At 60.5% G+C, this 12,024-nt stretch carries 7 protein-coding genes and 1 pseudogene; 4 read left to right on the top strand and 4 right to left on the bottom strand.

The features are described 5' to 3' along the window. Nucleotides 1-96 precede the first annotated feature (96 nt). Nucleotides 97-864, bottom strand: a pseudogene (locus tag GUI70_RS21720) (RecQ family ATP-dependent DNA helicase); the annotation flags it as partial. Nucleotides 865-1,134: 270 nt separating this feature from the next. Here GUI70_RS21720 and GUI70_RS21715 point away from each other — a divergent pair. After that, a complete protein-coding gene (locus GUI70_RS21715; RefSeq protein WP_161884373.1) occupies nt 1,135-1,755 on the top strand; it encodes a metallophosphoesterase in 621 nt (206 codons plus the stop codon). A gap of 1,261 nt (nt 1,756-3,016) precedes the next feature. Here GUI70_RS21715 and GUI70_RS21710 read toward each other — a convergent pair. The 3 genes from GUI70_RS21710 to GUI70_RS21700 all read right to left on the bottom strand — a co-directional run bounded on the left by GUI70_RS21710 (nt 3,017) and on the right by GUI70_RS21700 (nt 7,796). After that, nucleotides 3,017-3,427 carry a hypothetical protein gene (locus GUI70_RS21710; protein ID WP_161884372.1) on the bottom strand — a complete coding sequence of 137 codons (411 nt, stop codon included), beginning with the start codon at nt 3,425-3,427 and terminating at the stop codon, nt 3,017-3,019. A gap of 91 nt (nt 3,428-3,518) precedes the next feature. After that, the gene (locus tag GUI70_RS21705; RefSeq protein WP_161884371.1) at nt 3,519-6,146 is read right to left on the bottom strand and encodes an Ig-like domain-containing domain; all 2,628 of its coding nucleotides are present in this window, start codon (nt 6,144-6,146) and stop codon (nt 3,519-3,521) included. Nucleotides 6,147-7,637: 1,491 nt separating this feature from the next. Beyond that, a complete protein-coding gene (locus tag GUI70_RS21700) occupies nt 7,638-7,796 on the bottom strand; it encodes a hypothetical protein (RefSeq protein WP_161884370.1) in 159 nt (52 codons plus the stop codon). A 285-nt stretch (nt 7,797-8,081) separates the two neighbouring features. Here GUI70_RS21700 and GUI70_RS21695 point away from each other — a divergent pair, with 285 nt between their 5' ends. The 3 genes from GUI70_RS21695 to GUI70_RS21685 all read left to right on the top strand — a co-directional run bounded on the left by GUI70_RS21695 (nt 8,082) and on the right by GUI70_RS21685 (nt 11,939). Beyond that, the gene (locus GUI70_RS21695; protein WP_161884369.1) at nt 8,082-10,775 is read left to right on the top strand and encodes a winged helix-turn-helix domain-containing protein; all 2,694 of its coding nucleotides are present in this window, start codon (nt 8,082-8,084) and stop codon (nt 10,773-10,775) included. A 175-nt stretch (nt 10,776-10,950) separates the two neighbouring features. Continuing rightward, nucleotides 10,951-11,235: a DUF8691 family protein gene (locus GUI70_RS21690; protein WP_202630552.1), complete on the top strand. Its 285-nt coding sequence runs from the start codon at nt 10,951-10,953 to the stop codon at nt 11,233-11,235. Between the two features lie 98 nt (nt 11,236-11,333). Next, a complete protein-coding gene (locus tag GUI70_RS21685; protein WP_202630551.1) occupies nt 11,334-11,939 on the top strand; it encodes a hypothetical protein in 606 nt (201 codons plus the stop codon). Nucleotides 11,940-12,024 lie beyond the last annotated feature (85 nt).

The following is a 12,024-nucleotide window of genomic DNA, read 5'->3' as shown; positions in this document are numbered from 1 at the left end:
GCGTCCTGGCATTGAGGCTCCTTCGCGCTGTGAGCAGCCTAGCGGCTGGTCTGGGCGAAGTGGCTTGGCCGTTGGTCCGCTCGAGGGGGTTCATTCCATGCCGTCCTCATTCAGGAAGCGCTCTTGAGCCAGATTCCGCTCCTGCTGCGTTAAGCCCGCATGGTACGCCACGACAGACAACCCTTGCGCCTGAAGCCAGTGTGCCGTTTCCTCCACGGAACGCCGGGACAGGCAATACACCACGCCTGCATCCTCCGGGTGCTCGGTCTGAATGAACTCCAGCAGTTGCTCGCGGGGTTTTTCCTTAGTTGCCACCCGGTACTGAATGTTCGGGCGGTCAAAACTGGAGATGAACTCAGGCGCGCCGTTCAGGCCGAGCACACGTCGGATGTCAGCACGCGTACGATCGTCCGCCGTGGCCGTCAGCGCGACGCGGGGAACGTGGGGGAAGTGCGCTTCCAGCAGACTGAGCTGCTGGTATTCCGGGCGGAAGTCGTGACCCCACTGGGAAACGCAGTGCGCCTCATCAATCGCGAACAGGGCGAGCGCCTGCTCGACTGCCTGTGAAGTGGAAGGGGAAAGCGTCGAATTCAAGTAGGCCGCTCGCACGCCCAACTGCCTGAGCGTATCGACTTGGTCTTTCATCAGCGCGATGAGTGGGGAGACCACGATGCCGGTCCCCGGACGGAGCAAGCTGGGAGGCTGGTAGCACAGGCTTTTCCCGCCGCCTGTGGGCATGAGGACGAGGGCGTTGCCTCCTTCCGCGACCGTCCGGATGATTTCTTCCTGCACGCCTCGAAACTGGTTGTAACCCCAGACGCGCTTGAGGATCGCCGACGCTTGAGGAGGCACACCGTTCGTCATCCCCTCCAATCTACTTCGTTCTGCTGACAACAGAATCGAGTCTCATGTTAAGTGACCATCACCACGCCCAGTGCTTCAGACAATGCCCCTGGTGAGTGGTCACCCAAATCTGCGATCCTGCACGCAAACAAACGAAGACGCTACCCTGACGACTTCGCCGAAGACTGAGGCCTTTCCACTCGAAACAGCCCGCGCTAGCAGGGGCTTTTTGGAGGTGTGTATGATCAACCAGACAGGCGCTGACCGGTGACGGCCCGCGCATCCGTGGCGGTGGCTGACCTGCACGGCCGCCTTGACCTGCTAGACGCGCTGCTGGCCCTCTTCCCTGATCGGCAGTTCGTGTTTCTGGGCGATCTGACGGACAGAGGCGCGGACTCCCCTGGTGTCGTAGCGCGAGTTCGGGCGCTAGTCGATGCGGGCCGGGCGCAGTTGTGCCTAGGCAACCATGACCAGATGCTGGTGGAGGCCACTTGCCGGCAGAACGCAGAGCTGCATGACCTCTGGTGGGAGAACGGCGGGACGCCCGAACAGTGGCCCTCCTCCGAAGCACTGCACGCCGATGCCGAGTGGATTGACCGCATGGCCCTGCCATGGCTGGTCGAGGGGCTGGTGCTGTTCGCGCACGCCATGCGGCCCAGCCCGACGCGCCCGAACGCCCACCTGTGGGGCCGCCCCTCGGACACCCCGGTGTCCCTGCTGCCGGAAGGGGCGAGCATCAGCGTCCACGGCCACACCCCAGTGAGCAGCCCGGTCACCCAGGAACTCCCGGACGGATCTGTGATCTGGTTCATCGACCTCGGTGCGGTCTGGAGCAGCGAGCTATGTGCCCTCGACTGTGACACGATGCAGCCTGTGATCGTCACCCTTCCCGCGGTGGTCACCTTGCCCTGACAGTGTCCCAGAGGTGCTGTTGCTCGATATCCACACGCTGCTGCGCTTCGGCGTCCTGCCTGCCGACCAGCCACCACAATCACCCAGGACTTGGAAACGCTCATCCCCGCTGCCGTCTTGAATTCGGTCTCCAGGTCTCTGAGGTAGGACTGAGCCGCTCCTTCAGCAAAAACCTGCGCCCTGAGTGAAGTTGATTGCTTGCCGGGCAAATCTGCTGCAGTGGACGCGCTGGACCTGGTACTGAAGTTCGAGGTCGTGGGCCGGACAGGGGCGAGTGCCTAAGCGGCCCCGTTCAGCACGTCAGGCCAGACGGGGCAAATAGGGAAAATGGGGAGCAGTCGCGCCCTCCTTCTCCAACAACGTCAGCTCAAGGTCTAAACACAGCTGACACCCATACCACGCTGAGATCTGCCGGGACTTCCTGGCCCATTGGAGAAGGGGCACAGTTGAGGTTAGGCTGCAGGCGGCTCAGAATGGCCGCTCTGGGGTCCAGTGGCTTCGGAGATGGGAAGGGGGGGGGGGAGGCATACGCTGGCAGGCCCCTTCTTGACCCTTACAGGAGCCAGAGCGTGTGGATCAGAGGTTGGCCAGGGCATTGGGCGAGGGAGTGACCATCGATGCGCCGGGAAGTTGGAGCTGTGGAGCTGGCACGGTGGGTGATACTGAAACGAGTTGAATGGTGAGTTTGGAAATCTGGGTGATGATAAAGCACTTCAACAAGAATATATAATTGAGAGCAAATAGCCGACGCACAGCACAAACGGCTTGATGCCTGGTCATGCTGGCTTTGACACCAACATAACCACAGACGCGGCACACTCTTTGGGACGGCTGAGTGGAACACAGGCACGGCATAGGGTTTAAAACAGGAGCAGTTCGGGGAGAACATCCTGCCAATCCACAGGTGCCCGCTGAAGGCTGAGGGCACCAAAGTTGATTCCGCTGCCGAGGTCAGATGACCGCCGAGTCACCCTCACCTGACCTCCGGTGAGTACCAGACATCCTCAGCGAGCATCATTTCACCCAGGCTTTACTGTGGACGTTGGAGCAAGGGTTAGGCGACGCGTTCACAGCAGAAGTCCGACTGACCTGGGAAGCGGTGTATGGGTTGGTGGCCGAGACGATGCAGGCGGCTGCCCGACGTACGACTGCACTTGAAGCGTCCCCGGTTCGCCGCTCGCTCACCTAAGCCAACCGGAATGTCAAAGCGGCACACCCGAATGTGGGTGTGCCGCTTTGACATTCCTTGAGGAAGCCGGAATCAATTCCCGCCGATCAGCATGTTGACCCGGTCGCCGATAAAGAACAGCTCCACGACCATGAACGATTGCTTCTTGCCCTCAAAGTAGATTTCAGCGCCCTTGAACACCGCGTCGGTGCTGCCGATTTTCCTGTCGGTATTGTGGTAGCCCAGTTGCGTGAACAAGCTGCTGAGGTCTTGCTCGTCGGCGGCGGGGGCACTCCACATCTCGGCCCAGTGGAGCAGCTTGCGGCCCTGACCGGGGTGTTTTTGCCACTGCTGCCAGGCGTAGCCACATTCACGCACCAGCGGCTTGGGAATGGCCACACGCCCGTTGAACATCTTGTGTGGATTGACAGCGCAGGCCCGTGCCCCCGACGCACCCAACAGCATGACCAGGAACAGACCAAATACCTTCATAACATTCTTCATCGCTCTCCTTACGTTGAACTTAAAGGACAGGAGAACCCTGTCTAGTGAAGAAGCAGGGCTCTCTGCAAGGTGCAGTGATCAAGCGGTAACTTCAGGGGTAAACATAGGTGACATCCAAGTACGGGCGCTGGAACAACAGAGCCTTCCCACTATACCAGCCGATACTGCTGCAATTGTCATTGTTTAACGTAGAATCGGTTGGAAAACGCAAGCGCCATTGCGAACGATTCATTAAAGTGCCACGGTTCTGAACATCGAAGCCAACTTGGGAGGTGACATCCATCGATTTAAACCCCAGCGTGGCATCGGTGCTTAAGGTGCTACTTGCGCCAGTAGAAATCGGCGGAGTAGAGAAATAGCTATTGAAAAATGCGAATTCAGTCGAGAGGTAACTAACGTTCTCAGCGATGACTGACCCCATGCGCTGGTAGGCACCATTGCCTCCATCACAGAGGAACCCTTTCTGATAGACGTGAAGTGACGCCGACTCGATGACCTTGATGTTAGAAAGCTCTGGAATATTATTCAATTCGAAAGAAACGAACGCGCGTTGATAAAAAGATTTGCCAGTGTATTCAGTATAGATTACTGTGTCTTCGTATTTGTTATTTTTACTATTTGTGGCTGAAAAATCCAAACTTCCGTCTGAATACACTTTGATACTTTTTTGGCGAACCAGGCGGTAACTGCCACCCACACTGCTGGCCTGCGCCAGGGGGTTGCCCGCCACGTCGGTGGCGGTATTACTCATGCCCCAGAACACGGTGCTGCCGTAAGGCAGTACCTCGTTGTACGTCATGGTCATTACAGTCCCAGCCGCATTCCAGATAAAGCTTTTCTTGCTGTCGGTCACGTTCGGCACAATCAGTTGAAAGGCTTTCTGGGTCGCCGCTTTGTCCATCGCCTCGTTGAAGTTCACCGTGATGCTCAGAGGACTGTGATTCACCCCCAGTGTGCCGTTGGTGGGCGTAAAGCCAGTGACTTTGGGCGGGACGAGATCTCCGAACGGCGGCAAAATGATCGCGGGTGCCGTCTGGAAGCTAAAGGTGTACGGCTGGGCCAGCGGCGTGCCGTCTGTGGCCTTGATCCCAGTGCCGAGTGTGACGCTGTACGTCGTATTGGGGTCAAAATCTCCGGTGCATTGCAGACCGTCCAGCGGCTTATTCATCGCGTCACGTTTGACGAAGCAGTGCAGCTTATTTACAGCGGGCGTCACACTGACGGTCTGCGCCACGCCATCCACTTCCTGAATCACCTGCGAGAACTTGACTTCGAAGACGTTCGGTCCGTAAGGAACGTTCTGTGCGCCGTTGGCCGGGGTGGTGCTGAGGACGGTCAGCGGATTGGTGACGTTCTGAACCGTCAGGGGGACATTCAGTGAAGCGCTGACGTTCCCGCTTGTGGCCAGCACCTGGATGGTGCTGGTGCCCACCGGGCTGTTCCCCGTTTGAGTCAAGGTCATGATGCCACTGTCCTGACCGTCAGGAATGGTCACGTCTGATGCCGTGACATTGATCGGCAGGTTCGTGGCGTGCAACGTCACCGGACCGCTGACATTCGTGCGCTGCACCTTGACCGTGAGCGAGACCGGCGAGCCGACCTTGACCGTCAAACTCCCTGGGGCGCTGCTCAGCATCAGGCTCTGCGGCAGCGGATCGGGATTGGCCTGCGCCGCCGTCTTGAAACTGAAGCTGTATGGCTGGGCCAGACCCACGCCCGCCGTGTTCTGAGCCGTAGTGGCCACCGTCACGGTGTAGGTCACTCCCGGCTGGAAGTTGCCCGTGCAGCTGACCTGTTGGATCTCGACACTGCCGTCATTCACCATGCACGCGAAGTTCGGCACATTCGGTGTGATGCTGATGGCCTTGGCGACGTCACTCTTCATCCCTTGCGAGAAGGTCACGTTCACACTCAGCCCGGCGCTGTTGACGGCCTGGGCATTTGAGGCGGGACTGGTGGCGCTGACCGTCGGCGCGCTGGGCAAGCTCTCAGCACTTTCCACCGTCAGCGGCAGGTTGAGCGAAGACTTGACCGTGTCGGAAGTGACCTGAAGCTGCACGGTCGTGCTGCCAGCCGGAGTCTTGCCGGTCTGGGTCAGGGTCATCTCAGCGCTGTCCTGGCCCGCGTCGAGCACCACGTCAGGTGCCGTGACGTTGGCGGGCAGGTTGCTCAGGTGCAACTTCACCGGCCCGGTGAAGTTGCTGCGCGTCACCTTGACCGTCAAGCTGGTGGGCTGTCCGGCCTTGAGCTTGAGGCTCTCAGGTGTGGCGACCAGCGTCAGGGCTGCCTGACCCACCGGCACGGGAGCGGCACTGACCTTCACCTTGACCTGCACCGTTTTGTGGAGGTTCCCCGCGTCGGCGACAAACGTCAGGGTGTCGTCTCCAGGAACGCTGGCACTGCTGGCCTGAAGGTTGAGCTTGGCGTTGGTGGTTCCGGCCGGCAGCGTCACAGCTGCCGCATTGAGGCCCGCTGGCGGATTGAGCAGGGTCAAGGTCACGGCACCCGTGAAGCTGCCGCTGCGCTGAACGGTCGCGCTCAACTCTGCCGTGCCATCTGCTTGAAGACTGACCACGGCAGGGGTCAGGGTGAAGTTGAAATCGGCCTGGGGCACGGGATCGACGATGGGATCAGGGATAACCACCGGCGGGGTGGAGGCGCTGCAAGCGGCAAGGCTGAGACTCAGGATCAGGGCGGCACCAATTAGGGTACGGTTCATGTGTGGCTCCTTACGGTTTCGGGCTCGGCCCCGAAGCTGAACAGAGCTTAGAAATCAGGGCGTAACCGCTGCGTCACCGCAAGGCTCTGTGCCGTAACGCAGCACGGTGACGGCAACCTGGCAGCTGCACGATGGGCAGTTGTCGAGCGCCAAGAATTATCCAGAAATTCGGCGGAGCAGCATGAGGATGCAGGCGAACTGAACGAAGCTCAAAAAGCGCTGGGCCTTGTGCGCATCACACCTGCGCCCTCGGCGAAACGCCTGTGAAACATCAACTCAGCCCGCCTCAGCACGGGCTTTTGCATGCCGCGCGACTATATACAACCTGTATACTTTGTATATATGTCTCCCGCAGACATCAAGCCAGAATGCCGCTCAGCACAAGCTTTTACTCGCCTTCTTCAACACGCAATTCATCACGCAACCCTTCCCCTTGGAGCGTAAGGGTGTACAGCTGAACGTTTCCGTCGAACTGTCCCTGACGACGCGTTAGAAACCCGTGGTTGGCCAGCAGTTTGAGGGCCGCCGTGATGCTGGGCCTATCGTACAGACGCCTCCCTCGGTGATTGGCCAGTCCTTCGAGCTCATACCAATGAAGAGGCGTCCCGGAAGCCACCACCAAGATCTGGTGTGCGATTGAGCCTGGCACAATGCTGCGCCTCCCTCTCTTTCCAGGTTCTTGAAACCTATCCCGCACGCCTGACCATCTCCTTTCTCTAACGTCTCGTCCGGAGGAAAGGTCTTCCTGAAACGCTCTCCGGTTGGCGTGATCACGAACTTCTGTAGCGCTGTCGTGCCAGAATGAATCAATAAACCAGCCTTGACCAACGCTCGCACCGCCCCTGAGAAGCGAATTCGTCATACACCAACGGACCCTGTCTGGCCGTCAGTGCTTCGAGGCGTCTGCGGCTGACAGGTGGACACGTGTCCACCGTGAGCAAGCGTTGCGCGAGAAGGTTGATGGGCAGATCTTACGCCACAACTCGATCAACTGCTGAGGTTGTTCAGTCCAACAACTCAACTCCACCCCGCACTCATCATCAGCCCCCAGCAGACCAGGCTCCCATCCCCCAACTGCCAAGCTGAAATCCCGCTCAGCACAGAGTTTCACTCGTCTGGGACATGTAGTTCGTCGAGCAGCCTTTCCCCATCAGGCGTCAGGGTATACAGCTGGACGTTCCCATCCTGCTGCCCCTAATGGCGCTCCAGAAACCCGTGGTCGGCGAGCAGTTTGATGGCCGTCGTGATGCTGGACTTGTCGCACAGGGACATCCCTCGGCGATTGGCGAGCTCTTCCAGCTTGAACCAATGAAGAGGCGTCGCTGAGGCCACCGCCAGGATCTAGTGCGCGATTGAGCCTGGCACAATACCGCGCCGCCCTCTCTCTCCAGCTTCTTGAAATTTATTCCGCATGCCTCACCACCTCCCTCGCTTCAACGCAGAGTCTTCCTATACCCTTCCCTAGCTGGGGTAACGGTATACAGCTGCACCTTATTTGGCTTTCAGCTCTTCAGCGGTCAGGAATTGCGGCAGTCGGCGTTCGCGCCTAGGTTTCTCCAGCTTGAGCTTTTTACGGGCCTGCTGGCAGACGTAGGCGAATTCGTCATAGCTCAGCCGTTCCCTGCGGGCGAGGCGGACGAGCTGAGCCACGACTTCAGATTTCGCCCTGTGGTCTGACATGCTGCAATGTATGGGTTTTAGCAGGGGCCTGCTGCGCCAGCAGGCCCCTTTTGGAGGAGAACATTTCGCCTTGTGGCTCTTGTGCGAAATCTGGTCATTGACTTGAGGGCAAGAGACCGACTGGTTTGTCGGCGCAGCCCCCCGTCCCTCTCATAACAGTTACGATGAACAAGCGCATGCAGACGCAGGGAGACGGGAAGCGCTGGAGCACAGGCCCCTGCCCCCATCCGGTTCTCAGCAGGGAGGGGAGTTCTGATGACGCCAATCCTGGCCACAAAACTCCATATGCCCCTGTCCCGGCAGGGACGTGTTCGCCGCCTCAGCCTCATCCAGCGGCTGAACGAGGGCCTTCAGGGCAAGATGACCCTGATCTCGGCTCCGGCAGGCTTCGGGAAGACGACGCTGCTCTGTGAATGGATAGCGGGCAGCGGGCGACCAGCGGCCTGGCTCTCCCTGGATGACGGCGACAATGCTCCAGTGCGGTTTCTGGTTCATCTGATCGCCGCCCTCCAAACCGTGGCTCCGGGCATCGGAAGCCGGATTTTAGCCGCACTCCAGTCGGTTCATCCTCCACCCGTGGACGCTATTCTTCCCGAACTTCTCCATGACCTCGGTGCGCTCCCGCATGCGGTCATCCTCGTACTGGATGATTACCATGTTCTGGATGCCCCGCAGCTCCACGCGGCCCTGTCCTTTCTGCTGGATCATCTCCCGCCGCAGCTTCATCTGGCCGTCGCCACCCGCGAGGACCCGGACCTTCCCCTGGCCCGCCTGCGTGTCCAGGGCCAGCTCACGGAGCTACGCGCCGCCGATCTGCGCTTCGCCCTGCCAGAAGTCACGGAGTTTCTCAACCGTATGATGGCTCTGGGGCTGTCGGAGGCGAACGTCGCGGTGCTAGACCACCGGACCGAAGGCTGGATTGCGGGCCTTCAGTTGGCGGCCCTGTCCATGCAGGGACGGGAGAACCTTCCAGCATTCATTGAGGCGTTCGCCGGAGATCACCGCTTCATCGTGGACTACCTGATGGAGGAGGTGCTGCGGCGGCAACCCGAGGATGTCCGCACCTTCTTGCTTCACACGTCCATTCTGGAAAGGCTGTGTGGATCACTGTGCAATGCCGTGACCGGGCAGACCGGCGGCAGCGCGCGCCTGGAGGCCCTGGAGCGGGGCAACTTCTTCGTGGTGCCGCTGGATGACAGGCGGCACTGGTACCGCTACCACCACCTGTTCGCTGACTTCCTCCAGATGCATCTCCAGGCGGATCAACCTGGTGGTGTCCCGGCGCTGCACCGCCAGGCAAGCGTGTGGTTTGAGTCTGAGGCTTCAGCGGCAGACGCTATCCGCCACGCGCTGGCCGCAAAGGATGTCGAGCGGGCGGCAGACCTGATTGAGCGGGCCGTTCCCGCCTTGCGCCGCAGCCGGCAGGAGGCCACAGCCCTGGACTGGCTGAGGGTGCTTCCCGATTTGGTGGTGCGCCGCAGACCGGTGCTGAGCGTGTACTACGCCGGAGGACTCCTGATGGGTGGCCAGCGGGAGGGCGTCGAGGAGCGCCTGCTGGATGCGCAGCGGTGGCTGGACGGAACACAGATGGACGCTGCGCCCCCGATGGTGGTCGTGGATCAGGACGAATTTCGGGGATTGGGAAGCCTGATTGCGCTGTACCGCGCGGCCATGGCGCTATCTTCGGGCCATTTCACCGAGACTGTGACCCAGGCCCGGCGGGTTCTGGACCTCGTGCCAGCGGGTGATGAGTTCAAACGTGGGGCAGCCTCGGGCTTGATGGGACTCGCCCTCTGGGCAGATGGATACCTTGAAGAGGCCCACCAGTCCTACCTTGAGGCGATGGCGGGCCTACACCGGGCCGGATACCGTTCAGACGCGGTTGGCTGCGCCGTTGCTGTGGCCGATCTCGAACTGGAACAGGGTCATCTGCACCTGGCCCTGGCCACCTATGAGCGGGGCCTGCACGTGGCGATGGAGGGGGGCGGCCTCGCGCTACGCGGAGCGGCAGACATGCATGTGGGTCTGAGCGCCCTCGCCTGCGAGCGGGGCGACCTGAAGGCCGCCACGCAGCACCTGAGCAGGAGCCGGGAACTCGGCGAATTCCTTGGCCTGCCCCAGAACCGCTTCCGCTGGTGCCGTACGGCAGCCCGGATCAAGGAGATCCAGGGCGATCTGGACGGTGCACTGGATCTGCTGAATGAGGCCCAGCGCCTGTATGTCAGCGACTTCTTCCCGGAGGTGCGCCCCATTGCGGCCTTGAGAGCGCGGATCTGGATCAAGCAGGGAAAGGTGGAGGACGCCCTCGCCTGGGCCACAGCGCAACACCTGTCTACGATTGACCTCCTGACTTACCTTCGGGAATTTGAGCACATCACCCTGGCCAGATTGCTGCTCTCTCAAGAGCACCACAAGCAGACCAATCCCGCTCTTCTTCAGGCGATCAACTTGCTGGAACGGTTTCTCTATGCAGCGAAAGACGGTGGCCGGACGAGAAGTGTCAGCGAAATTCTGGTGCTCCAAGCTCTGGCCTACCGGCAGCGTGGTGATGGTCGTGAAGCGCTGACACGGCTCGAAGCGGCCCTTAAGCTTGCTATGCCGGAGAGGAATATTCGGATCTTCGTGGATGAGGGTGCCCCCATGGCAGTCATGCTGAAAAAGTTTGCAAAACAAGGGAGCACCGTGAACGCCGTCTGGCAGCTCTTGAAAGCCTTTGAAAATGCGGGGAACGCGGCTGCTGTCAATCCAAGTTCGCTCGAGACCCTGAGTGAGCGTGAACTTGAGGTGCTCCGGCTGCTTCAATCCGAACTGACTGGTCCGGAACTGGCCCGCACCCTCGCCGTTTCCCTCAACACGCTGCGGACGCACACCAAAAACATTTACAGCAAGCTCGGGGTCAACACCCGCCGCGCCGCCCTCCGGCGCGCTCACGAACTTGAGTTGATCTAGCGGGCTGTCCTCTGCGCCCCCACACTTCATTGGGCTTACCGCAAACCAGGAACCCATCACCACCTCTGGTGATGACGGCTCACCACATGGACCCATACGGTCTAGGCGAGGAACGAAAACGCACGCACCGACGTGGAGATTCCTCAAAAGCCAGGTTGGGACGGGAGGTGAGTACATGAGTGCGCCGCAAGAATTGGCGGAAGCTCGAGATGGGCCGGGGTCATACCAGATCCGCGTCAAGGAACACTTGGACGCCAGATGGGCTGCGCGGTTCGAGGGTCTGAGCCTGAGCCACGAGCGAAGCGGCTCGACCCTGACGGGCCTGTTACTGGATCAGGCCGCGCTGCATGGGGTGCTCAGAAAGATACATGATTCAGGATTGACGTTGCTGGCAGTCGTTCAAGTTGTTTCCGAGGTGGCGGAGCCGATGGAGCTTGACCCGGCCCAGAGCCGTCACTGACCACCGTCGCTTCCCCCTCACAGCCCAGCCCCGCGCCCGCTCGCCAGGCAACAGCACGCCACACCGTGACCCACACGCCCAAGTTCAAAGGAACCGACATGCAAATGATGCCCTCAATTACACCCTCAGGTCTCATCCGCTGGGCCGGACTTTCCGCCGTGGTGGCCGGAGTCATCTTTGCTGGCATCCAGCCCATTCATCCGCCCGATGTCGTGTCGTCTGTGGGCGGCACCACCTGGGCCATCATCACGCCCCTGAAGACCGTGATGTGTCTGCTGATGCTAATTGGCGTCACAGGGATTTACGCCCGGCAAGTGACCCGCGTGGGCTGGCTGGGGCTGATCGGCTATCTGATCTTCGGTCTCGCCTGGGCGATTACCTACGCCGACGTGTTTGCCGAAACCGTGATCCTGCCGCCCCTGGCCGCCGCCGCGCCGCAGTTTGTGGACAGCCTGCTGGGGATCGGGGCTGGAAGGGCCAGCCCGGTTGACCTGGGCAGCTTTCCCACGCTGTTCATGCTGAGCGGCGGCTTGTATATGCTCGGCGGCCTGCTGCTGGGAATCGCCACCTTCCGGGCGGGCATTCTGCCGCGCTGGGCGGCTGGGCTGATGGCCAGCACCGCCTTTCTGACCCCGGCGGCGGCGGCCTTGCCCCACCAGTTTCAGCGCCTGGCCGCCATGCCGATGGGCTTAGAGGCTAGTTGAGACGGGATCGAAGTTTGGCGGGATGATTTTGCCGCTGGCAAACTGGAGCGATGGATCGCCGTGCGTACCCGAGTGATGTCGATGA

It is taken from the genome of Deinococcus alpinitundrae (assembly GCF_009982895.1).
In the GTDB taxonomy this organism is placed as follows: domain Bacteria; phylum Deinococcota; class Deinococci; order Deinococcales; family Deinococcaceae; genus Deinococcus; species Deinococcus alpinitundrae.
This window is presented reverse-complemented; position numbering and strand designations above follow the sequence as displayed.